Source organism: Fulvimarina fulva (assembly GCF_039652615.1).
Lineage (GTDB): Bacteria > Pseudomonadota > Alphaproteobacteria > Rhizobiales > Rhizobiaceae > Fulvimarina.
The window spans coordinates 16104-37421 of the sequence record NZ_JBDJAC010000004.1; the positions used below are offsets into that span (position 1 = coordinate 16104).

The window sequence follows — 21318 nt, forward strand, 5'->3', positions numbered from 1 at the left end:
GAAGGGCCTTTGACTTTGAAACCAACAGTTTCATAAGGTCGTCGGGAGCCCGAGCGGCGCCTGAGCCACATAAGGCCACGACGAGCGGACAAACGGATATATCGAGAAGGCGGGCGAGCAATTGCCCGCCTTTTCTGCATTTTTAATCAGTGCTTCACGCTTACCCCAAGTCTGATGCGAAATTGTGCTAGCAATCCGGTCCTCGGATCGCGTATTTTGGACCTTGGGACAGGGCGATTGGGGGTGACGATGGCGAAGGGTATCGATGGCGCGATCGACTCGGTCAGCGAGCGTGTCGAGGGAATCTGCGAGTTCCTTCACAAACTGGACGCCGGCAAGCCGGTCGATGCCGAGGCGCTGAAGTCCGCGGTCCATGACTGTGCGAACGTTACGCAATCCATGCGAAGCCTGAAGCGGGTCGCCGAACGGCTGGATAGTCAGCGCAAACCCGCAGAGTGATTTCCATTTTCCTTCGGGCCGCAAACAGGTTCCGAGGCTCGCTTGATCTGGTCTTCTGACGTCCCTTCCCCTATTGCGGCCTGATGGTGCCGCGTGAGCCTGCCTCCATTATCGGCGCCAGAGCCCCTAGTGACAGCGAGACAGGTCGAACATGGTTGCCACAGATATCGCAACGCGGGTGTGGAACCACACCTTCAAGCTCGATCCCATCATCCGCTCGCTGCTCGATACCGACTTCTACAAGCTGCTGATGCAGCAGATGGTGTTCGGGCTCTATCCGGACATCCAGGCCACCTTCAAGCTCATCAACCGCACGACGTCGGTGAAGCTCGCCGAAGAGATCGACGAGGCGGAATTGCGCGCCCAGCTCGACCATGCGCGCTCGCTCAGATTCTCCAAGCGCGAGATGATTTGGCTCGCCGGCAACAGCTTTTACGGAAACAGCCAGATTTTCCGGCCGGACTTCCTCGAATGGCTCGCTGATTTCGAACTGCCACCCTACGAGCTGAAAACCGTCGACGGGCAGTTCGAGCTCACCTTCGACGGCCCGTGGACCCACACGATGATGTGGGAGATCCCGGCCCTTGCCATCGTCAACGAGCTGCGCTCGCGGGCTGCCTTGCGCAATTTCGAGCGTTTCGAGCTCGACATCGCCTATGCGCGTGCAAAGACCAAGATGTGGGAGAAGGTGGAGCGGCTCCAGTCCTTGCCGGATCTCAGGATCTCCGATTTCGGCACGCGGCGACGGCACTCCTTTCTCTGGCAGCGCTGGTGTGTGGAAGCCCTGAAGGAGGGGCTCGGCGATCGGCTGATCGGTTCATCCAACGTGTTGCTCGCCATGGAGGCCGATCTGGAGGCGATCGGCACCAATGCCCACGAATTGCCGATGGTTCTTGCCGCACTTGCCGAAACGGAGGCTGAGCTCAAAGCCTCGCCGTATAAGGTGCTGGAGGACTGGCAGAGCTATTACGGCGGCAATCTCCTCATCGTCCTGCCCGATACGTTCGGAACGGGACGCTTTCTTCAGGATGCACCGGACTGGCTTGCGGACTGGACGGGCTTTCGGCCGGATTCCGCCCCGCCGATCGCGGGCGGGGAAGAGATCATCGAGTGGTGGAAAGCCAAAGGCGTCGATCCCAGGGAGCGCCTTATCGTCTTTTCCGACGGGCTCGATTCCGACACGATCGAAGAAGTCTACCGGCATTTCCACGGCCGCGTTCGCATGAGCTTTGGTTGGGGCACCAATCTCACCAACGATTTTCGGGATGTCGCGCCCGAACCTGCCGACGGTCTGGAGGCGATATCACTGGTCTGCAAGGTGGTCAGCGCCAATGGCCGCCCTGCGGTCAAGCTCTCCGACAACGCGGCCAAGGCAACCGGCGATCCGAAGGAGGTGGAGCGCTACCTCAAGATTTTCGGCGAACCGGAATATGGTAAGCGGGACGTCGCGGTCTGATCGTCAGGCCGCTCAGCCCACCTCAGTTCCGTGGAACGTCCGAGCGCCGGTCGCGCTCCACATCGGCCTCGTGGCGGGCTTCCTCCGGTGAGCTGGAGCCCGAAGCGTTGTCGTCGTCCTCGAAGGGCTCGCTGTCCAGCATATCGGCCTCTTCGAGATCGCTGTCGTCCGGAGACTGGGCCGCGCCGACCGCGAGGGCCGCGAGTGCGCCTTTCTTGGGCGGGACGAGTACCTGGGCGGGGCGAATACGCAGCTTGGCGATGCGGTTCTTGTCGCGCTTCAGCACCGTGAACCGCTTCTGGAAGAAGGTGAAGGCCTGCCGTTCTTCCGGGATCGTGCCCGTCTCGTGGATGACGAGCCCGGCGATCGTCACGGCTTCCTCGTCGGGCAGGTTCCAGTCGAGCGCGCGGTTGAGATCGCGGATCGGCACCTGACCATCGACCACCACGGACCCGTCCGCCTCGGTCGTGACGCCCTGCATTTCCAGATCGTGCTCGTCGGCGATATTGCCGACGATCTCCTCCAGAATGTCCTCGAGCGTGATCAGGCCTTCGACCTCGCCATATTCGTCGACGACGATGGCAAAATGGGTCTTGCGGCGCAGAAAGGCGTTCAACTGGTCCTGGAGCGTCGTCGTTTCCGGCACGAACCAGGGATTGGTGCAGACCTTCAGGATATCGATTTTGGTCGGGTCGTTGTTCACGTCGTCGAGTGCGCGCAACAAATCCTTGGCATGCACGATGCCGACGATGTTGTCGTAGTGCCCGCGCCAGACGGGCATGCGGGTATAGGGGCTTTCGAGGATCTGCTTGACGATCTCCGTAGGCGGGTCCTCGGCGTTCACCTGCCGCATGCCGGTGCGGTGGACCATGACGTCGGAGACTTCGAGTTCGTGAAGGTCGAGGAGACCGCCCAGCCGGTTGCGGTCGGCATTGACCAGCGAGCCCTCGCGGTGAAGCACCTCGACAGCGCCGCGCAGCTCTTCATGGGCTGTCAGCAGGGACGCCGAGGAATCCCGGCCTGCGCCCAGCATGATCAGGAGCTGGCGCACGATCCAGTTGACGACGCGGGTCAGGGGGCCGAGCGTTGCAACGACGATCGAGACCGGGCGCGCAACCTTCAAAGCGAACCCGTCGGGCGAAGCAATCGCTGCTGATTTCGGCAGGACCTCGGCGAAGATGACGACGAGGATCGTCATTCCGATCGTGGCGTAGACGACGCCAGACTGCCCGAAGAGACCGAGAAAGGCGGTCGTTGCCAGTGAGGAGGCAAGGATGTTGACGAGGTTGTTGCCGATGAGAAGAGCGCCGATCAGGCGATCGTTCTTCTCGATGAGCTTCTGGACGAGTGTTGCGCGCTTGTCGCCGTTTTTCTCGTAGCTCATGAGGCGGGCCCGCGAGACAGCGGTAAGCGCGGTCTCGGAGCCCGAGAAGAAGGCCGAGCAGCAGATCAGGGTGAGGACGATGGCGAGCAGGATCCAGAGTGTCAGCGTCATCGCGAGAGTTCCTCTTTCAGGAAGCGCCGAACGGTCTCGCGCTCGACATTGCCCGCAATATAGGCCTTTCCGATTCCGCGCGTCAGGATGAAGGTGAGGGTGCCGCGCGAGACCTTCTTGTCCTGCGCGATGGCGTCCATCAGATCGTCCACCGCCGGGGCCGGACCCGGAATATCCTGAATGCGCGTCGGCAGACCGACGCTCGAAAGATGCGTTTCCACCCGGCGGGCGTCCTCTTGCGGGGAAAGATCGAGAAAGGCGCAGAAGCGATGGGCAAGGCAGACACCGATCGCGACACCCTCGCCGTGTACGATGCGCGCCGGATCGTAAGCGCACACCTTTTCCAGCGCATGCCCGAAGGTGTGCCCCAGATTGAGGAGCGCGCGCGCACCCTGTTCCGTCTCGTCCCGCCCGACGACATCGGCCTTCGCTTCGCAGGACGCGGCGATCGCATTGATGCGGGCTGCGCCGCCCGCAAAGATCTCCCGATGCTTTTCGGTCAGCCAGTCGAAGAAGTCCGGCCGGTCGATAAGCCCGTATTTGACGACTTCCGCGTAGCCGGCGGCAAATTCTCGCGGCACCAGCGTATCGAGAAGAGCCGTATCGGCGAGAACGAGGCTCGGCTGATGAAACGCGCCGACGAGGTTCTTGCCCCTGGGTGAGTTGATGCCGGTCTTGCCGCCGACCGATGAGTCCACCTGGGCAAGCAGGCTCGTCGGCATCTGGACCATTGCCATGCCGCGCCGGACGACGGCGCTTGCAAAGCCGGCCAGATCCCCGATGACGCCGCCGCCGAAGGCGAGAACGGTATCGCGGCGCTCGAAACGCCCCTCGATCACTTCCTCGACCACACGTTCGAGACCGGCGTAGGATTTCGTCGTCTCGCCCGCCGGCAGGACGATCGCGCGATAATCGATCCCTTCGGCTTCCAGCGCGATTTTCAGCCGGGTGAGATGAAGCCGCGCGACGTTTTCATCGGTCACGATCGCAACGCGGGAATGGGGCAGCACGGATTTGATCCGCTTGCCAGCTTCGTCAATCAGCCCCGGACCGATCACGATGTCGTAGGAGCGCTCGCCAAGTGGGACGGACACCGTCCGTGGCTGCAAGCTCGTCGTCTCGCGCTCGTTGCCGTCACCGATCACGCTTTGTCTCCTTTGGCAAGATAGTTGCGTATCGCTTCGGCTGCTTCCGCCGCCATGACCTCGCGTTTGACGTCCCGCGACTCGATGATGATGTCCGCGCCGCCATAGATCGGATAACGCTCGTCGATCAGCTTTGCCATGGTCGCGCGGGGATTACCCGTCTTCAGCAAGGGACGATTGGAGCGCTTCATGACCCGCGCCATCAGCGTGTCGAGATCGGCCTTCAGCCAGACCGTGACCGCAGCCTCTTTCAGATGGGCCCGGGTCTCTGCATTGATGTAAGCGCCGCCGCCCGTTCCGAGCACGCGGGGACCGGCCTGCACGAGCCGTGACACGACCCGCGCCTCGAGTGCCCTGAATTCCGGTTCGCCATAGGTTTCGAAGAGTTCTGGGATGGACATGCGGGACACGTCCTCGATCTCCTGATCGCTGTCCGAGAACGGCAGCCCCAGAAGCGAGGCGAGCCGGCGCCCGACGGTGGTCTTTCCGGACCCCATCAAACCGACGAGCGCGATCGTCCGGTCCTGGAGCTTGTCCCGGACGTCCGAAAAATCGAGCACTGCCGTGTTTGAAGTCATGGAAACCGGTTTTCCTCTTGATACCTCGAATTGCGATTCGCCGATCGATCAAAATCCCGGCCTAGGTGGGGCATTCCCCGGAAAAACACCAGATATGAGGGACCGGTCCCCAGTTTTGCTTTGCAATATCGACCCGCCAAGATAAAAGCCATTCCACGAAACGCCGCCCTTTTCGCGAAGACACCTATTTCTTCGAAATCTGCTTCACGAAATCCTCCGAACGCCGCGATGCCGACCCTTTTCCGTCTCCTCACGATACTCGCGATCATTGCCGGCATCATCTACGGCATCATGGCTGCGCTCGTCTACTTCGTCGAACCGACGCGGAGCGAACTGACGATCGAGGTTCCCCTTCCGCCGATCAAGCCGATCGCACCCGAGCCGGCACCCCTGACGACGGACGATGCCGGCTCGATCGACGGGGCAGGCGACGATGCCTCTACAGGCGAGCCTGCCCAATGAGCGAACCGGCGGATGCGCCGGCCGCGGCAGGGCCCGGCGACGGCGCGATCATCGAGGCATTTCTCGAAATGATGGCGGTGGAGCGCGGCGCGGCCGACAACACGCTGCAGGCCTATTCCCGTGATCTCGACGCAGCGCGCGGCTTTCTGCGGCCCCATGGCGGCTTCATGCGCGCGGACAGCGATGCCATTCGCGCTTATCTGAACGATCTATCGGCTCAAGGACTGTCGGAGGCGACGCGCTCGCGCCGGCTGTCGGCCCTGCGCCAGCTCTACCGTTTCCTCTATACCGAAGGCCGTCGCGGCGACGACCCGACCGGGCCGATCGAGGGGGCTCGAAAGAAGCGGCCTTTGCCAAAGATCATGAGCGAAGACGAGGTCGACCGGCTTCTCGAACTAGCCGCGGCCGAGACCCGGAATGGCGAACTGACACCAGGTGAGCGGGTGAGGGCGGCCCGTCTCCGAGTTCTCGTCGAACTCCTTTATGCGACCGGCCTGCGCGTTTCCGAACTCGTTTCCTTGCCAAAGAGCATGCTCGCGAGCAGGGCGCGCACGATCACCGTTCTCGGAAAGGGCAACAAGGAGCGGTTGATACCGATCGGCGCGGAGGCCCGCGAGGCGCTGGACGCCTACGGGCTCGCCCTGAAGACAAGCGGGACGAAAGACGACGACCCCTTTCTGTTTCCCGCCGATTCCGAAAGCGGACATCTCAGCCGGCAGGTCTTCGCCCGCGAACTGAAGGGGCTCGCCGCCCGGGCCGGCATTCCGGTCGCGAAGATTTCGCCGCACGTCCTGCGCCACGCCTTCGCCAGCCATCTTCTCCAAAACGGGGCCGATTTGCGTTCCGTTCAGGAACTTCTCGGCCATGCGGATATTTCCACCACGCAGATATACACCCATGTTCTGGAAGAGCGCCTGCACAAGCTCGTCACCGAGCATCATCCCCTTTCGGTGGGCCGCGGGGACTGGTAACAGACGCTCAACTCGAACGTCACATTCCCGTTGACATGACCGAAGCAGCCGGCGAGGCGTCAGGAGTCCTCGGGCGAGAAACGGAAGCGTATGTACAATTACCTGGATTTCGAACGGCCGGTCGCCGACCTTGAGGGGCAGATCCTCGAACTCAGGAAGATCGAGGCCGAGGACGGTGCGGTCGATGTGCATGAAGAGATCGAACGGCTCGAAACCCGTTCGCGCGACGCGCTCGCCAGTCTCTACCAGAAGCTGACCCCCTGGCAGAAGACGCAGGTCGCCCGTCATCCCGACCGGCCCCATTGCAACGACTATATCAAACGGCTGATCACCGATTTCACGCCGCTTGCCGGCGACCGCTACTATGCCGAAGATTACGCCATGATCGCCGGTTTCGGCCGGTTCGATGGCCAATCCGTCGCGGTGATCGGTCAGGAAAAGGGTAATGACACCCAGACGCGGCTGAAGCACAATTTCGGCATGGCGCGGCCCGAAGGCTACCGCAAGGCCGTCCGGATCATGGAACTTGCCGCGCGCTTCGATATTCCCGTCCTCACGCTGGTCGATACGGCCGGAGCCTATCCCGGCATCGGCGCGGAGGAGCGCGGTCAGGCCGAAGCCATCGCACGCTCGATCGAGACCTGCCTCAATCTGACCGTCCCACTGGTGTCGGTGGTGCTGGGCGAGGGTGGGTCCGGCGGTGCGATCGCGATCGCGACGGCGAATCGCGTCTACATGCTGGAGCACGCGATCTATTCGGTGATTTCGCCGGAAGCCGGGGCGTCGATTCTATGGCGGGACGCGACCAGAGCCCGTGACGTTGCCCAGGCGATGAAAATTACCGCGCAGGATCTCAAGGAGCTCGGGATCATCGATCAGATCATCGAGGAACCTCTCGGGGGTGCTCACCGCGACCCGGAAAGTGCGATCGATGCGGCCGGAAACCAAATCAGAACAGGGCTTTCCGAGCTTTCCGGTGTGGAGGGTGCGGCCCTGAAGACTCAGCGCCGCGAGAAATTTCTGTCCATCGGACGCAATCTCTAGGCGTCGTTGCGCGCCGGTCACACTTTGCACTTGCGTTCCCCACCGTGATGTCTGCCTAAATCTCGCCGCTCTTATGCGACCATCTGACCGTCGACCGGGCTCGCCTCCGTCGCGGCAAGACGCGGCGAGTGAGCAGGTCGAAGCGAATTCGATTGTTTTAATAACAGTTTAATTCGCTTTTGAGAGGATGAGGGGAACTGCGTGGGGATTGTCGCTTGATTCAAGCTTCCCGCGTGATGCGACCCGCCGGGCACATCGCCCCGGGTCGCGACTAAGACAGAGCGCGGGGTTTCGGCTATGGGGATGGTCGTCCCGCGCTCCTCTTTCAGGGGAAACCACGGAACCATGATCGTTCGCCGCCTCTTGACCGGAGCCGTTCTGGCCACCGCGATGTTCGCCGCAACAAGCTGCAAATACGCCGATCTGATTCCGGCCGAGGCGCCCTTGCCGGCCGCGCTCGTTGCCCAGATCCAGTCGAAAAGCATGGGTGTGAATTCACCGATGCTGGTTCGGCTCTTCAAGGAAGAGTCTGAACTTGAGGTCTGGAAGCAGCGCACGGACGGGAGCTACGCCCATCTGAAGACCTATCCGATCTGCGCCTGGTCCGGAAAGCTCGGACCGAAATTCGCCGAAGGCGATCGGCAGGCCCCGGAAGGCTTCTACAACGTCAACCCGACACAGCTGAATCCCAATTCCAAATATCATCTCGCGATCAACATGGGTTATCCCAACACCTATGATCGCGCGAATGGCCGCACGGGCAGCCATCTGATGATCCATGGCTCCTGCAACTCTTCCGGCTGTTATGCGATGGACGACGAGCAGGTTCAGGAAATCTATGGTCTCGCACGCCACTCTTTCGAGGGCGGCCAGCGCAACTTCCAGATCCAGGCCTATCCGTTCCGCATGACGCCCGAGAACATGGCGCGCCACAGCAATTCGGAGCATTTCGCTTTCTGGACGATGCTGAAGAAGGGATCGGACTATTTCGAAGAGACCCGTAAGCCTCCCCATGTGGGCGTCTGCGAGCGGCAGTATATCTTCGATCAGTCGGCCGAGACCGTCTCAAAGCTTTCGCCGACCGGGCCGTGCCCCGAGACCAATATTCCCGAGCTCGTGATCTCGAAGCATATGCAGGATCAGGTGAAGGTCGAAGAGCTGAAGTCCCGGATGAGTGACAGCGAGTTCGCGACCTACACCTCCTTCAGCTACAAGACCGGACAGAAGGTTTCGGCGGAGGCCTATGCCGCCGAGCAGCACCGCCGTCCGGGCTATGATCGCCAGGGCAACCGCGTTGGCGGAACCGGCGGAGTCTCGCGCTTTCTGAGCCGGTAAGCGCCGGGCGGCAGCGATTTGCTGTGCCCGTAGCCGTGCCTTCGGAGACCCCGCCGATAGCTGCCATATGCGTCTTGCGTCATGCTACGGGGCTATAAGATGCTCCGTCGCCGAAGCGGGTCCGTCATGGACTCGTCGGGCCAATCCGCCAGTTCCGACACGGCTCGATAAGGATCGCCGGTAAGACCGAGCGCGACGGCGAAGGCCGTTTCGGTCTTCAGGCCAGCTGCTCGTTGCCGCAGAATAGCGTCGCGCCACGGCGGGCCGCCCAAAGCGAGCAGCCGCCTCTCCACCAGAAAATGGCGCCATCCCTCCTGAAGGTCGACAGCGAGAGCTTCGCCGTAGATTTCGAACGGCTACCTAGACGCCGTGAAAGTGCACGGGATCGGGTGTCTCGGGCGCAAAAGCTGGACCAGCCGGAATTCCGACCTGTCGGCGAAATGTTCGAGAAAGCTGCGCGAGAAAGCGGCAGCGTCGCAAATCTCGCAACGGATATCAACGTCGCTGCACGCGATCCCGATCCCGAGGGGCAGGGTGCCCGCAATCCGGGGCGCGAAGGGTGCGAGCACTTCGAGGATCTGGCTTTCAGCGATAGCCTGCTCGAATGCTGGCTTTTTCATGCGATCCAGCCTCCTTCCCAGACGACCAACGAAAAAGGCGGGCCCAATTGGACCCGCCCTTCGATCGATGTCGGCCGCGATGCGCGACCGACCCCGATAATCCGATTAGTTAGAGGAACCGCCTTCAGCGGCCGCACGGGCATCGGCGAGCCACTGGTCGACCTGATCCTGGTTCTTCTCGATCCATGCGGTCGCCTGAGCGACGATGTCCTCTTCGCTGTCGGCCCCGGAGTTCATCTCCTGGTTCTGGGCGAAAATATCCTTCAGCGGGATCGAGACGTTCTCGAAGATCGACTTCGCCGCCGGATTGGCGTCGAGGAACTCGGTGTTCACGACCGGACGGATGTCGTTGGCGGGCCAACCCATCTCGCACGGATCTGCGACGCAGCCCTCCACGCCTTCGACTGTTGCCGCGTCGGCGAGGTTCATCTGATCTTCCGGCAGCTTCACTTCCGGCGTCTGGATCCAGACAACGTCTTCGCCCGGCTTCAGCTCGTTGACGGTCCAGTTCGGCGTCCAGGTGTAGAAGAAGATCGGACTACCCTGCTGATAAGCCGCGATCGCATCTGCCATGGCGGCAGAATAGTTCGCCTGGATGGCGTTGACGTCTTCTCCGAGATCAAAGGCGTCCATCTGGAAGGAGATCGTCTCCTCACAGCCCCAGCCCGGAGGGCATGCCACGAGATCGGCCTTGCCATCGCCGTTCCGGTCGAAGGCTTCCTTGACCTCGTCTTTCTTGAAGTCGGTGATCTCGGTGATGCCGAACTTGTCGGCCGATGCCTTATCGACGAGATAGCCCTGCAAGGCGCCGCCCTTGGCGACATAGCCGATCGCTTGGGCGCCCGAGGAGAATGCACTCTCATATGTGTTGTGGAGCGGGAACCAGCCTTCGACCCAACCGGTCACATCACCCTGGCTGACAGCCTGGTAGAAGGCCGGTGCGTCGAGCGTGGTCGGCTGACCGACCTCATAGCCAAGCTTCTGAAGAAGCTGGCGATAGATTTCGGTGTCGAACCAGCCCGTGTCCCAGGTCGGGCGGGCCATCGTGACCGTGACGCCTTCGCCCGGCATCGAGGCGCCGTCTTGCGCAAAGACAGGACCGGATGCGGCGAACGCCATCGAAAGGGCCGTCGCACCGATGAGAAGAGCCTTCTTGGACTTATGGATCATTCGTATTCAATCTCCTTGTCGATTGGTTCTTCGTGTTCACATGCGGCAATCACTGAAAATTGCCACACCAAATTTCTGGCCGGAGTCTCGCAACTCTGGCGCCTCGATGTCAAACCGCGCCGAATCTTTCGGAAATCGTGGCTTGGATCGGGGAGACGCCGCAAATCCTCTGCGGCGCCGCATCGGCGTTTTTATTCCGCCGGCTCTGCCGAGCGGCTTCCGCCGAAGAGCGGCTTGACCAACCGGCTGACCGTGCCTTTGACGGAGGTCTTGTCGGATCGCTTCTTTGCTTCGCCGAGGCCTTGCGTGATGCGATCGAGAATGATCGCCAAAAGCACGATGCCGACACCGCCGGCGGTTGCCGTTCCGACGGCGAGGCGTCCGAGACCGGTGTTCACGGTGAGGCCAAGCCCGCCCGCGCCGATGAGGGCTGCGATGACCACCATCGAAAGCGCCAGCATCAGGGTCTGGTTGAGGCCGGCCATGATCGTTCTCAAGGCGAGCGGCAGCTGGACCTCCCAGAGAATCTGGCGCGGGGTCGAGCCGAAGGCCTTCGCCGCCTCGATGAGGTCGCCGCGGACGTTCCGGATACCGAGATTGGTCAGGCGGATGATCGGCGGCAGCGCAAAGATGATGGTCGCGATGACGCCCGGAACCGTGCCGACACCGAAAAGCATGACGATCGGCACGAGATAGACGAAGCTCGGGATCGTCTGCATGATGTCGAGGATCGGGCGAAGGATCTTGAGGAACCTATCCGACCGGGCCGCCGCGATGCCGAGGGGAACACCGAGCACGATACAGAAAACGACCGCTGTGATGATCATCGACAGCGTCGTCATGGTTTCCGACCAGAGGCCGATCATGTCGATGAAGGCGAGGGCGACCACCGTGAAGATGGCGGTGCCGCGCCCCGCCGTGCGCCATGCGATGAAGCAGAGGACGGCGGTGAAGACGACCCAAGGCACGGCATTCAGGAAGGCGTCGAGGTTCTGCATCAGAATGTCGACGGGCTGCTGCATGGCGCGGAAGACGGGCCGGAAGGTCGGAACCAGGAAGCCGCGAACGAAGTCGTCGACCCAGTCGGCGAATGGGATCTCGATAAGGTCTTCGGGACTGAACATGAGTGTCTCACCAGGATCGGGTTCGGGCGCAGCGCCGTCTCACGGCCGTCTTGCGCCAATCGTGTTGCGGTGGTCGTGCCGAACTATTCGGCCGCCGTCTTGAGTGTCGCCTCTTGCTCGACGGCTTCGTCGTCTCCTGCGAGTTCGGCGAAGATCGTTTCCGGCTCGACCACGCCGATCAGCTTGTCGGCCTCGTCGACGACCGCGATAGGAAGGCCGCTTCGCGCAAGCGGATAAAGCTCGAAGATCGGCTTTTCGGCGTCCACCTTCGGAAAAGTCGTGATCAGTGCGGATGAGCAGTCGCCACCCGACTTCTGAAGTGCGCCCTGGGCGTCCCGGTAGCGCAGAATTCCCACCGGCTTGCCGTCTTCGACGACGTAGATCGCATCGCGGTTGAGGCGGTCCATGGTTGACAGTGCTGTTTCAGCCGTCAGGCCCGCTTTCTGAATCGGGTCGGCAGACTTCGCGACGCGCTGTGCCGGGAAGACCCGCGATCGATCAATGTCCTTGGTGAAGGCTTCCACATAGTCGTCCGCCGGGCTGCCGACGATTTCTTCCGCCGTGCCGACCTGCACGAAGCGGCCGCCCTTCATGATGGCGATCTTGTCGCCGAGGATCAGTGCTTCGTTGAGGTCGTGGGTGATGAAGACGATCGTCTTGCCGAGAGAGCGCTGGAGCTCAAGGAGCTCGTCCTGCATGTCGCGGCGAATCAGCGGATCGAGCGCGCCGAAGGGCTCGTCCATGAGAAGAACCTGGGGTTCGGCTGCAAGACCGCGGGCAAGGCCCACGCGCTGCTGCATGCCGCCCGAGAGCTGGTCGGGGTAGCTTTTGGCATATTGTTCGAGCCCGACCTGAGCCAGCGCCTTGCGGGCCCGATCGTTTCGTTCGGATACGCCGACGCCCTTGATCTTCAGCCCGAAGGCCGCGTTCTCGAGAATGGTCTTATGCGGGAAAAGAGCGAAATGCTGGAAGACCATCGAAATCTTCTGGCGACGGATCTGCCGGATTTCCTCGTCGCTGCAATGTGCGATGTCGTCACCATCGATGGTGATCGTGCCGGAGGTCGGCGTAATCAGGCCGTTCAGCATCCGGATGAGTGTGGACTTGCCAGAGCCCGACAACCCCATGACGACGAAGATCTCGCCTTCCTCGATATCGACATTCACGTCGTTCACGCCGACGGTCGCGCCGGTCTCCGCAAGTATCTCCTCCTTCGTCTTGCCGCTTTCGACGAGGCGCATCGCCTCATCAGCGCGATCGCCGAATATTTTGTAGAGGGATTTTATGCTGAGCTTGGTCGCCATGTGCACGCTGCCATCAGGAAAGAGTGATTGGACTTTTACGCGAGCGTAGCACCGTCGATCCGGCACTGCAAAAGCGTAGCCGCACACTTTCTGACCGATGCACCGAAAAAATCAATTTGGTTTGGGTTTCTTTTTCGTAACCAAGGGAGACTGACATTCTGGGGGCAACCCAGGAAATCATTGCCGCGAGAAAAGCAGGCTGCTCCAGATCTGGTGCCGTTCGTTTCAGAATTTGTGAGCCAATTCAAAGGCTCTTTCCATCCAGCCCGGCAGGTGCTTCGGTCGGACAGAGGGACATCACCGAAGCGGCTGGGCGTTTGGGGTTTAGGCTCGCCGATATCCGCCCGAATGAGGCGGCGACACGCGTGAATCGATTGGTCGAGACGGACGGAACGCCACGAGGGTTCTGAACCCGGATCTTGTGTGAGAGCGCCGGACTGCGTTCACCCGATGGTGGGAAGAGGCAAGGTCCCGCCGGCCTTCAAGAAACCGGCGGCGTCGAACTTCCAAGGCTATTGGAAGCGGCCGGCCCGTTCCAGTACCTCGATCTTGTAGCCATCCAGATCCTCGATGAAGAAGAAACGGCCGAGCAGCGACCCGTTGTGGACGAGTTCCTTGATATCCTTCGGTGAAAGGCCGGCGGCGATCATACGCTCGCGCTCGGCTTTCACGTCCTCGACCGAGACCGCGATATGGCCATAGCCGTTGCCGAGATCATAAGGCTCGCTCCGATCGCCGTTGATAGTCAGTTCGAGCTCGTGCGTCGCGTCCTCGTTCGACAGGTAGACAAGGGTGAATCCGTCGAAGGGAAAGCGGTCCGCGATCTTCAGCCCGAAAGCCTTGTCGTAGAATTCGACGGATCGCTCCTCTTCAAGAACCCGGATCATGGTGTGGATCATTTTCGCCAAGGCATATTCCTCGTTTGTGGTCGTATCGTTCGTCGGTGCAAGCGGATCGATCTTTCGATCATTGTGGGATCGGGCGGTCTCAAAGGAACCGCTCCAGTTCCTTTCTCAGACGCCGGCGTTCGCTTTTCTTGTGGATCTGTTGGGTAATCACCGAATTCGGCGTGACGCGGGCATTTTCCTCGGCTTGCCAGTCGACGGCAAATTTCCGCTTTGCGCCGACGGGCAGGTCTTCCGGCCCATAGAGGGCAACGACGGTCATTTCCACGGCCTTGATCGCGGTCTTGTCCCCGATGTTCGGAGCGTCGGAGACGAGCTGTTCGATCAGGGAGTCGAAATGGCCGATATCCAGATACTGACCTCTTTCAAGACTGCCCTGGCGCATTGCCGAGCGCGGATCCATGCCAAGGTCCTCGGGCAATTCCCGCATGTCGGTGAGCTGGATTTCCTTCTTGCCCTCGTCGGTATGAAGTTCGGCGATGAGGCTCGTGACGTAGATCGGTTCCTGGCTCATATTCGTGACGAGGCAGCGCGCGTGAAGGCCCTTTCCGGCACCGCGCGAAATCAGGATCGAGGAGCGTCTCTGCCGCAGATAGCTGTTGAGCAGCAGCTGCAGATAAACGGCCCAGACGCAGAGCATCGCCGCGTTGATACAGACGCTGATGACATTGCTGTGCGAACCGATCCAGGCAATGATCGACATATTGCAGCTTTCCGTTCCGGGCTTGCTTTGATGAAGATGTAACGCGCCGAAGGCGCGGGACGAAAAAATGATGAGAGGCGACGAACGATAGGCAGACCTGCGAGTTCCGCCCGGCTCTTTTTCCCACAGCGCCGTTTGGGCAGGCCGGCGAGCGAATCGGTGGTTGCCATTCGGGGTAAGGCGCGCGAAACAGCGCTGATGTCGATATCCATTCCGCCCCGCCGATCCCTGCTTCTCGTTCCCGCGATGAACGCCCGCGCGCTCGATGCCTCCGAGCGCGTTGCGGCGGACGGCGTCGTCTACGACCTGTGCGAAACCGTGGTGCCCGCCGACAAGCCGGCGGCCCGCGAGCGCCTGCGCGAGCATCTTGCCAAATCGACGTTTGCCGGCGAGCGGATCGTGCGCATCAATGGGCTCGACACGGTCTGGGGCACGGAGGATTTCCTCGCGGCCCGGGGCGCGAATGTCGATGGGATCCTTCTCCCGCGAGCAGAATCGCCGGGCGTCGTTCGCCAGATCGTCACGGCGCTGCACGAGACCGACGCACCGGAAAGCTTCAAGCTCTGGGCAATGATCGAAACGCCGGCGGGCGTTGCCAACGCTCTGGCGATCGCCAGCGAGAGTTCAGGCCGGCTTTCCGCACTGGTTTTGGGCGTCGGGACGCTGAAGATTGCCTCCGGCATGCGGCCGGATCGCGACCGCACGGAACTTATGCCCTGGCTGTCGAGCATCGTGCTTGCGGCGAAGACCCATGGGCTGAGCGCGATCGATGGCTATTTCCCGGACATTCGCGATGCGGATGGGTTTTCCCGGGAATGTGCCAGCGCTCAGAGGCTCGGCTTCGATGGCAAGCTTGTCATCCATCCCGAGCAGATCGGCGAGGCCAATGAGCGCTTCGCCGCGCCGCAGGCCGCGCTCGACTGGGCCCAAAAAGTGGTCGACGCGTTTTCGGCCTCGCCCGATGTCGAGGCCGGCGTCGCCACGATGGACGGGCGCACGATTGATCGGCTGCATCTGACCGAAGCCGACCGTATTTTGAAGCTTCGCGACGCCATCGCGTCACGCCGCGGCACGAAAGCAGGAAACACATGAAGCTCTATCGGTTTTTGAGCGGCCCGGACGATTCCTCGTTCTGCCACAAGGTCTCCCTGGCTCTTTCGAAGGGCTGGGAGCTTCAAGGATCGCCGACCTATGCCTTCGATCAGGCGAGCGGCACCATGCGCTGTGGTCAGGCGGTGACCAAAACAATCGAGGGCAAGGAATACGAACCGGGCATGAAACTCGGCGAGCATTAGTCTGGCCGTGGTGCCGGTCATATCCCGCCTCGCCAGCCCGGAGCGCTTCGCTTGAGGCGCGGCGCACCCGGTTTTCGAAGGGTCCTGAAGGGGATCGGCGTTTTTGTCGTGGCTGTCGTGATCGCGCTGACGCTTGGCGTGGTGATCCCGCGCGGCGGTGCGGGGCAAACCGGAAACGCAGCGCCCGACCGCGAAATCCTCATTCTCGCCAACGCCATCCATACCGATCTTGCCCTGCCTCTGGATGAGGCGACGCGAAACGCGTTCGGCTTCGTTGAAACGGCGGGACTGCCCATCGGGCGTCCCGACGCCCGGTGGCTTCTCATCGGCTGGGGCGGCGAGCAGTTCTACGTCAACACGCCCAACTGGAGCGATCTTGAAGTCCTGCCGGTGGTCCAGTCGATCCTCGGTGACCGCTCGGTGCTGCGCGTCGGCCTGATGGGCCCGATCGAACCGGACGCTGCCTTTGGACGGACCGTCTCGCTGACCGACACCCAGTATCGCAACCTGATCGATGCCATCGTGAAAAGCTTCCAGACGGACGCCGCAGGGCAGAAATCCGCGCTCGCAGTTCCCGGCTATGGTGCTTTCGATCGCTTTTATCCTTCGAAAGGTCGATTTCAGGTGCTTTTCGGTTGCAACACCTGGACGGGCGAAATGCTGCGCAAGGCGGGGCTGACCACCGGTTTGTGGACGCCGCTGCCGTTTCTTCTCGATGCTTCCCTCGATCTTCACGCGCCTGTTCGCGGCGATGGAGGGAACGGGTGAACACCTGGAAGCGTCTTCTCTCTTGAGACACGGAATCGAGGAGAGCCAACATGGCCAGCACCAAGCAGTTGACCGACCACAATGCGATCATGGCCTGGGCCACGGAAGGACGCGGGCGACCGGCGATCGTCGCGGAGACCGAAGGTGAGGGCGGTCCCGGCGTACTGCGCTTCGATCACGGCCAGGACAATGACAGGCTCGAGCCTATCTCGTGGGACCGCTTCTTCGAGATCTTCGAGGCGCAAAATCTTGCCCTGCTCGTCGATGATTCCGGCGACAACAAGCAGTTCAACAAGCTCGTCAGTCGGGACTGACCGGGCCTGATCGAGAGCGACCGGGTGTTGACCGCTCCGGCCCGTTGATGTGCAGAGTGTAATGATATAACATCGATGATGTCGCGATGGCCGCGACCATCGCGAAAAGGGCGTAACATGCTGACGGGTTCTGTCCTGAGTTTTCTGGTCTTCTTCGCGATCGTTTTCGTCGTCGCCATGAGCGGCGCGGTCTTCAAGCCGGGCCCCTGGTACGAGAAGCTTGAAAAGCCGTCCTGGACGCCGCCAAACTGGGCGTTTCCCGCCGTCTGGACGATTCTCTATCTTTTCATCGCGATTGCGGGATGGCTGGTCTACGAGGATGTGGGACTGGTTGCGGTGCCCTTCGCGATTTACGGCGCGCAACTCGTCCTCAACGCCGGTTGGTCGGCGTTCTTCTTCGGTATGCGGCGTGCCGATCTCGCCTTCGCCGATGTCGTCGGGCTGTGGTTACTGGTCGCCGCGAACATCTCGGTTTTCCTGCCGATCAATCTCTGGGCCGGTCTCCTGCTCGTCCCCTATCTCGCCTGGGTGACGGCGGCGGCATGCCTCAATTATTCGGTCTGGCAGCGCAATCCGCAGGTGTTTTCCAGTCGCGCTGCCTGACCCTCAACGCTTCTCGCGCGGCGGCGATTCCATCCATTTGATGACCAGCATCGCCGGCAGAACCCAGAGGAAGCCGGTCAGGAAGAAATAGACGAGGTGCACCCAGCCGCTCGACTCGGCGAACAACGCCACGGCGATGGTTGTCGCAAACAGAGCGTAGACGATCACCAAAACAATGATGATGATCGTCCCGATGAATTTCTTGAGACGAACCGGCATGTCGCTCCTTCATTGGCTTTCGCGGGCCGTTCGCCATAGGTCTGAACCAGCCCGCCCTGTGCCCTTAATGGCCCCCAAACGTCTCGATTTCCAGCCATTTTCCGTGTGACCGATCGAATCGCTCCGGTCTGGACGCCGTGACCGGACACTCCGGCCGAGACGACTGCGACGCTGATGCGGCTTGTTTCCGGCCACAATCGGATGCAAACGACGGCGCATGAGCACAGTTACTTTCGAGCAGGCCAATCCACTGGCCGCATCCTCCAACGAGCGCAACCGCTTTTGGGTGCGTCTCTGGCTTCTCGTCGTCGTCGCGTTCGTCTTCGCGATCGTCACGGTCGGTGGCGCGACACGGCTGACCGAGTCCGGTCTTTCCATCACCGAATGGAAGCCGATCCACGGGGTCATTCCGCCGCTCTCGGTCGCGGAATGGGAGGAAGAGTTCACGCTCTACAAGCGCATTCCCCAATATCAGCAGATGAACCAGGGCATGAGCCTGTCGGAGTTCAAGACGATCTTCTGGTGGGAATGGGCCCATCGCCTGCTCGCACGGCTGATCGGTCTCGTCTTCGCGATCCCGCTCATCTTTTTCTGGGCGACCGGCCGGCTTGAGCCGTTCCTGAAACCGCGCTTGTGCGGCATTCTGGCGTTGGGAGCCATACAGGGGGGTATCGGCTGGTGGATGGTCGCCTCGGGCCTCGTCGACCGGACGGATGTCAGCCAGTACCGTCTGGCGACGCATCTTACCATCGCCTCGCTCATTCTCGCCTCGTCGCTCTGGGTCGCGGAGGGTCTCAAGCGGCGTGATCGGGTGCCACCGCCGACACGTGGCTCGCTTCTTGTCGGGTTAGGCCTCGTCGCGCTGGTCGTTCTCCAGATCTATCTCGGCGGCCTCGTTGCGGGCCTTAATGCGGGTTTCATCTACAACACCTGGCCGTTGATGGATGGATCGCTGATCCCGGCAAACCTGTTCGCTCTCAAGCCGGCCTGGCTCAGCCTGTTCGAGGATCACCTGACGGTCCAGTTCGTCCACCGGATGACGGCCTATCTGCTTTTCATCCTGACATTGATCCACGCCATCGCCGCGCAGGGGATGTCGCCCAACACCTGGCACTCGCGCACGGCCTGGATGCTGTTCGGCGCGGTCGTCGTTCAGGCCATGATCGGCATCGTGACCCTTCTCCTCGTCGTGCCGATCTCTTGGGCGTTGCTTCACCAGTTCGTCGGTTTCGCGGTTCTTGCCATCGCGATCATCCATGCGCGCGGCTTGAAAGGCGAATATCCGAGACCGGCGGCCGCAGCCGCCGCCTCGTGAGGCTTAGCCCCGCTTGATGGTGACCTGAGACCGCTTTGCCGGTTTCGGTCCGGACGTCGCCCTCAGCTTGCGAGCGCCGAGGGTCCGTCCACGAAGCTCTGACCCAGCGCATCGGCGACAGCGCGGTTGGTGATCCTGCCTTTGTGCACATTGAGGCCCGCCATCAGATGCGGATCGTTTCGAAGGGCATCGAGACCATGATCGGCGAGAGCCAGACCGAAGGGTAGGGTGGCATTGTTCAGCGCATAGGCCGAAGTGACCGGAACCGCACCCGGCATATTGGCGACGCAGTAATGCACGATCCCGTCGATCTCGAAGGTCGGCTCGGCATGGGTGGTGGCGTGGGATGTCTCGAAGCAGCCGCCCTGATCGATCGCCACATCGACGAGAACCGCGCCCCGCTTCATCGAGGCGAGCATGTCGCGCGTCACGAGCTTCGGTGCCGAAGCGCCCGGGATGAGAACCGCGCCGATGACGAGATCGGCCTCGAAGACGCATTCGTCGATGGCAGTCGGTGTCGAGAAGCGCGTCATGACCCGGCCCTCGAACAGATCGTCGAGATCGCGCAGGCGCGGGATGGAGCGATCGAGAATGGTGACTTCGGCACCAAGCCCGATGGCCATCTTCGCCGCTTCCTTGCCGACGACGCCGCCGCCGATGATCGCGACCTTGGCAGGTGCAACGCCGGGCACGCCGCCCAGAAGCACGCCGCGTCCGCCGCAGGCTTTCTCCAGCGTCCGGGCGCCAGCCTGAATGGAGAGCCGGCCGGCGACCTCCGACATGGGCGCCAGCAGGGGCAGGCCCCCACGTGCGTCGGTCACCGTTTCATAGGCAACGCCCGTGACGCCGGATTCGAGCAAGCCCTTGGTCTGCGCCGGATCGGGCGCGAGGTGGAGATAGGTGTAGAGGGTCTGATCCTCGCGCAGTTGCGCCCATTCGCCGGACTGCGGCTCCTTCACCTTCACCACCATGTCGGCGCGCGAGAAGATCTCCTGCGCTGCCCCGACGATCTCGGCACCGGCCGCGACGTAGTCGGCGTCACTCGCACCGATCCCGGCGCCCGCATCGGTTTCGATCAGAACCTCATGGCCATGGGACACGTATTCGCGCGCCGCGGCCGGCGTGAGACCGACGCGATATTCGTGATTCTTGATTTCCCTGGGGCAACCGATGCGCATGTGGAGTTTCTCCCGGCTCTTTCGCTACAGCATCAAGTAACCGCGTTTTTTCCGCAATGTCCCACCGATTTTTCAGATCTTCAGCGAGATACGCGCAAACATCTTGCGTCATTCGAGCCGTGCTGCAAGAATCGATCGCATATGACCTATGATCGCTTCGATATGGCCATCATGCAGGCGCTGCTGCGAGACGGGCGCTTGTCCAATCAGGCCCTCGCCGAAAAGGTGGGGCTTTCACCCTCGGCGTGCTCGCGGCGCCTGGATCGTCTGGAATCGACCGGGGCGATCGAAGGATACAGCGCGCGCCTTTCGAGCCAGATACTCGGCTTTCCCGTCACGGTCATCGTCAACATCACCCTTCTCGGTCAGAGTGAGAAGCATCTTTCCGAGTTCGAGGCCGCCGTGCGTCTTTGCCCCAATGTGCTCGTCTGCTTCATGATGTCCGGGGAGTACGACTATATCCTGCGGGTTGCGGCGCGGGATCTGGAAGATTTCGAGCGCATCCACAAGACGTCCCTGTCCTCGCTGCCTCACGTGGCGAAGATGAATTCGTCCTTCGCCCTCAGAAAGATCGCGGACCGCGCGGCGAATCTCCCCGCCATGGGGGGCGGTATCGCCTGATCAGATCAGAGCGGGCTACGTGGCAGGACCTGGTCGAGGGTGGGAAAAGACCCGCTTTGTGCCGGCGGCATCAAAGCGCAGCCGATTGCGAAACACCCGGTGTGGGTTTCTCAGATGCAGGCATGCGCAGTCGCCTGAGAACCCGATGACGGCCGCTTCTAATGTAGCCGGGCGCGAATCGATCGTGGGATCGTTTCGCGCCCGGCTCACTCAACTGTTCGTCGATCAAGACGA

General features: G+C 61.6%; 23 protein-coding genes and 1 pseudogene. 13 read left to right on the forward strand and 11 right to left on the reverse strand.

The window, feature by feature from the left end; genetic code table 11:
- The first annotated feature begins 249 nt into the window (after positions 1 to 249).
- Complete coding sequence (locus tag ABDX79_RS07170) at positions 250 to 459, forward strand: hypothetical protein (protein ID WP_346219596.1); 210 nt, start codon at positions 250 to 252, stop codon at positions 457 to 459.
- A 151-nt stretch (positions 460 to 610) separates the two neighbouring features.
- Positions 611 to 1915 (forward strand): nicotinate phosphoribosyltransferase, encoded by a 1305-nt coding sequence (pncB, locus tag ABDX79_RS07175; protein WP_346219597.1) that lies wholly within the window; start codon positions 611 to 613, stop codon positions 1913 to 1915.
- 22 nt (positions 1916 to 1937) lie between these two features.
- Here the strand turns inward: pncB and ABDX79_RS07180 are convergent, their stop codons facing one another.
- Genes ABDX79_RS07180 through ABDX79_RS07190 form a run of 3 tightly spaced genes read right to left on the reverse strand, consistent with a single transcriptional unit; the run spans position 1938 to position 5133 of the window.
- On the reverse strand, positions 1938 to 3410 hold the full coding sequence (locus ABDX79_RS07180; RefSeq protein ID WP_346219598.1) for an HlyC/CorC family transporter: 1473 nt from the start codon (positions 3408 to 3410) through the stop codon (positions 1938 to 1940).
- On the reverse strand, positions 3407 to 4555 hold the full coding sequence (gene aroB, locus ABDX79_RS07185; protein ID WP_463671130.1) for a 3-dehydroquinate synthase: 1149 nt from the start codon (positions 4553 to 4555) through the stop codon (positions 3407 to 3409). Before aroB ends, ABDX79_RS07180 begins: the two co-directional genes overlap by 4 nt.
- Entirely contained in the window at positions 4552 to 5133 is a 582-nt protein-coding gene (locus ABDX79_RS07190; RefSeq protein ID WP_346219599.1) for a shikimate kinase, read from the reverse strand. The genes aroB and ABDX79_RS07190 overlap by 4 nt, the downstream gene beginning before the upstream one ends.
- Positions 5134 to 5361: 228 nt before the next feature.
- On the opposite strand from ABDX79_RS07190, the gene ABDX79_RS07195 reads away from it, so the two are divergent.
- From ABDX79_RS07195 to ABDX79_RS07210, 4 genes are all read left to right on the forward strand, one after another.
- A complete protein-coding gene (locus ABDX79_RS07195) occupies positions 5362 to 5595 on the forward strand; it encodes a hypothetical protein (protein WP_346219600.1) in 234 nt (77 codons plus the stop codon).
- A complete protein-coding gene (locus ABDX79_RS07200) occupies positions 5592 to 6566 on the forward strand; it encodes a site-specific tyrosine recombinase XerD (RefSeq protein ID WP_346219601.1) in 975 nt (324 codons plus the stop codon). The genes ABDX79_RS07195 and ABDX79_RS07200 overlap by 4 nt, the downstream gene beginning before the upstream one ends.
- 90 nt (positions 6567 to 6656) lie before the next feature.
- A complete protein-coding gene (locus ABDX79_RS07205; RefSeq protein ID WP_346219602.1) occupies positions 6657 to 7610 on the forward strand; it encodes an acetyl-CoA carboxylase carboxyltransferase subunit alpha in 954 nt (317 codons plus the stop codon).
- A gap of 345 nt (positions 7611 to 7955) precedes the next feature.
- Entirely contained in the window at positions 7956 to 8945 is a 990-nt protein-coding gene (locus ABDX79_RS07210) for a murein L,D-transpeptidase family protein (RefSeq protein ID WP_346219603.1), read from the forward strand.
- Between the two features lie 92 nt (positions 8946 to 9037).
- Here ABDX79_RS07210 and ABDX79_RS07215 read toward each other — a convergent pair.
- From ABDX79_RS07215 to ABDX79_RS07240, 6 genes and pseudogenes are all read right to left on the reverse strand, one after another.
- Positions 9038 to 9565: pseudogene (locus ABDX79_RS07215) on the reverse strand (DUF4269 domain-containing protein).
- Between the two features lie 105 nt (positions 9566 to 9670).
- Entirely contained in the window at positions 9671 to 10735 is a 1065-nt protein-coding gene (proX, locus tag ABDX79_RS07220) for a glycine betaine/L-proline ABC transporter substrate-binding protein ProX (RefSeq protein ID WP_346219604.1), read from the reverse strand.
- Between the two features lie 191 nt (positions 10736 to 10926).
- Positions 10927 to 11859: an ABC transporter permease gene (locus tag ABDX79_RS07225; protein WP_346219605.1), complete on the reverse strand. Its 933-nt coding sequence runs from the start codon at positions 11857 to 11859 to the stop codon at positions 10927 to 10929.
- A gap of 83 nt (positions 11860 to 11942) precedes the next feature.
- Positions 11943 to 13163 carry a quaternary amine ABC transporter ATP-binding protein gene (locus tag ABDX79_RS07230; protein WP_346219606.1) on the reverse strand — a complete coding sequence of 407 codons (1221 nt, stop codon included), beginning with the start codon at positions 13161 to 13163 and terminating at the stop codon, positions 11943 to 11945.
- Positions 13164 to 13675: 512 nt separating this feature from the next.
- Positions 13676 to 14071: a VOC family protein gene (locus ABDX79_RS07235; protein ID WP_346219607.1), complete on the reverse strand. Its 396-nt coding sequence runs from the start codon at positions 14069 to 14071 to the stop codon at positions 13676 to 13678.
- Between the two features lie 79 nt (positions 14072 to 14150).
- On the reverse strand, positions 14151 to 14771 hold the full coding sequence (locus tag ABDX79_RS07240) for a hypothetical protein (RefSeq protein WP_346219608.1): 621 nt from the start codon (positions 14769 to 14771) through the stop codon (positions 14151 to 14153).
- Between the two features lie 198 nt (positions 14772 to 14969).
- Between ABDX79_RS07240 and ABDX79_RS07245 the strand changes: the two genes are divergently transcribed.
- From ABDX79_RS07245 to ABDX79_RS07265, 5 genes are all read left to right on the forward strand, one after another.
- Entirely contained in the window at positions 14970 to 15863 is an 894-nt protein-coding gene (locus tag ABDX79_RS07245; RefSeq protein ID WP_346219609.1) for an HpcH/HpaI aldolase/citrate lyase family protein, read from the forward strand.
- Positions 15860 to 16066, forward strand: a complete 207-nt coding sequence (locus tag ABDX79_RS07250; protein WP_346219610.1) for a DUF1737 domain-containing protein — start codon at positions 15860 to 15862, stop codon at positions 16064 to 16066. The genes ABDX79_RS07245 and ABDX79_RS07250 overlap by 4 nt, the downstream gene beginning before the upstream one ends.
- 108 nt (positions 16067 to 16174) lie before the next feature.
- Positions 16175 to 16834: a TIGR02117 family protein gene (locus tag ABDX79_RS07255; protein WP_346219611.1), complete on the forward strand. Its 660-nt coding sequence runs from the start codon at positions 16175 to 16177 to the stop codon at positions 16832 to 16834.
- Between the two features lie 50 nt (positions 16835 to 16884).
- Positions 16885 to 17148, forward strand: coding sequence for a hypothetical protein (locus tag ABDX79_RS07260; protein ID WP_346219612.1), 264 nt, complete (start codon positions 16885 to 16887; stop codon positions 17146 to 17148).
- A gap of 117 nt (positions 17149 to 17265) precedes the next feature.
- Complete coding sequence (locus tag ABDX79_RS07265) at positions 17266 to 17751, forward strand: TspO/MBR family protein (RefSeq protein ID WP_346219613.1); 486 nt, start codon at positions 17266 to 17268, stop codon at positions 17749 to 17751.
- Positions 17752 to 17754: 3 nt separating this feature from the next.
- Here ABDX79_RS07265 and ABDX79_RS07270 read toward each other — a convergent pair whose 3' ends face one another.
- The gene (locus ABDX79_RS07270) at positions 17755 to 17970 is read right to left on the reverse strand and encodes a DUF2842 domain-containing protein (protein ID WP_346219614.1); all 216 of its coding nucleotides are present in this window, start codon (positions 17968 to 17970) and stop codon (positions 17755 to 17757) included.
- A gap of 217 nt (positions 17971 to 18187) precedes the next feature.
- On the opposite strand from ABDX79_RS07270, the gene ABDX79_RS07275 reads away from it, so the two are divergent.
- A complete protein-coding gene (locus ABDX79_RS07275; protein ID WP_346219615.1) occupies positions 18188 to 19285 on the forward strand; it encodes a COX15/CtaA family protein in 1098 nt (365 codons plus the stop codon).
- 62 nt (positions 19286 to 19347) lie between these two features.
- On the opposite strand, the gene ald is transcribed toward ABDX79_RS07275, so the two are convergent.
- Positions 19348 to 20463: an alanine dehydrogenase gene (gene ald, locus ABDX79_RS07280; protein WP_346219616.1), complete on the reverse strand. Its 1116-nt coding sequence runs from the start codon at positions 20461 to 20463 to the stop codon at positions 19348 to 19350.
- A 141-nt stretch (positions 20464 to 20604) separates the two neighbouring features.
- On the opposite strand from ald, the gene ABDX79_RS07285 reads away from it, so the two are divergent.
- A complete protein-coding gene (locus ABDX79_RS07285; protein ID WP_346219617.1) occupies positions 20605 to 21084 on the forward strand; it encodes an Lrp/AsnC family transcriptional regulator in 480 nt (159 codons plus the stop codon).
- The last annotated feature ends 234 nt before the right edge of the window (positions 21085 to 21318 follow it).

Excerpts from the sequence above, each read along its gene's own strand:
- ABDX79_RS07170 (WP_346219596.1), top strand. The coding sequence starts at position 250 with ATGGCGAAGGGTATCGATGGCGCGATCGACTCGGTCAGCGAGCGTGTC.
- pncB (WP_346219597.1), top strand. The coding sequence starts at position 611 with ATGGTTGCCACAGATATCGCAACGCGGGTGTGGAACCACACCTTCAAG.
- ABDX79_RS07180 (WP_346219598.1), bottom strand. The coding sequence starts at position 3,410 with ATGACGCTGACACTCTGGATCCTGCTCGCCATCGTCCTCACCCTGATC.
- ABDX79_RS07190 (WP_346219599.1), bottom strand. The coding sequence starts at position 5,133 with ATGACTTCAAACACGGCAGTGCTCGATTTTTCGGACGTCCGGGACAAG.
- ABDX79_RS07195 (WP_346219600.1), top strand. The coding sequence starts at position 5,362 with ATGCCGACCCTTTTCCGTCTCCTCACGATACTCGCGATCATTGCCGGC.
- ABDX79_RS07200 (WP_346219601.1), top strand. The coding sequence starts at position 5,592 with ATGAGCGAACCGGCGGATGCGCCGGCCGCGGCAGGGCCCGGCGACGGC.
- ABDX79_RS07205 (WP_346219602.1), top strand. The coding sequence starts at position 6,657 with ATGTACAATTACCTGGATTTCGAACGGCCGGTCGCCGACCTTGAGGGG.
- ABDX79_RS07210 (WP_346219603.1), top strand. The coding sequence starts at position 7,956 with ATGATCGTTCGCCGCCTCTTGACCGGAGCCGTTCTGGCCACCGCGATG.
- proX (WP_346219604.1), bottom strand. The coding sequence starts at position 10,735 with ATGATCCATAAGTCCAAGAAGGCTCTTCTCATCGGTGCGACGGCCCTT.
- ABDX79_RS07225 (WP_346219605.1), bottom strand. The coding sequence starts at position 11,859 with ATGTTCAGTCCCGAAGACCTTATCGAGATCCCATTCGCCGACTGGGTC.
- ABDX79_RS07230 (WP_346219606.1), bottom strand. The coding sequence starts at position 13,163 with ATGGCGACCAAGCTCAGCATAAAATCCCTCTACAAAATATTCGGCGAT.
- ABDX79_RS07240 (WP_346219608.1), bottom strand. The coding sequence starts at position 14,771 with ATGTCGATCATTGCCTGGATCGGTTCGCACAGCAATGTCATCAGCGTC.
- ABDX79_RS07245 (WP_346219609.1), top strand. The coding sequence starts at position 14,970 with ATGTCGATATCCATTCCGCCCCGCCGATCCCTGCTTCTCGTTCCCGCG.
- ABDX79_RS07250 (WP_346219610.1), top strand. The coding sequence starts at position 15,860 with ATGAAGCTCTATCGGTTTTTGAGCGGCCCGGACGATTCCTCGTTCTGC.
- ABDX79_RS07260 (WP_346219612.1), top strand. The coding sequence starts at position 16,885 with ATGGCCAGCACCAAGCAGTTGACCGACCACAATGCGATCATGGCCTGG.
- ABDX79_RS07265 (WP_346219613.1), top strand. The coding sequence starts at position 17,266 with ATGCTGACGGGTTCTGTCCTGAGTTTTCTGGTCTTCTTCGCGATCGTT.
- ABDX79_RS07270 (WP_346219614.1), bottom strand. The coding sequence starts at position 17,970 with ATGCCGGTTCGTCTCAAGAAATTCATCGGGACGATCATCATCATTGTT.
- ABDX79_RS07275 (WP_346219615.1), top strand. The coding sequence starts at position 18,188 with ATGAGCACAGTTACTTTCGAGCAGGCCAATCCACTGGCCGCATCCTCC.
- ald (WP_346219616.1), bottom strand. The coding sequence starts at position 20,463 with ATGCGCATCGGTTGCCCCAGGGAAATCAAGAATCACGAATATCGCGTC.
- ABDX79_RS07285 (WP_346219617.1), top strand. The coding sequence starts at position 20,605 with ATGACCTATGATCGCTTCGATATGGCCATCATGCAGGCGCTGCTGCGA.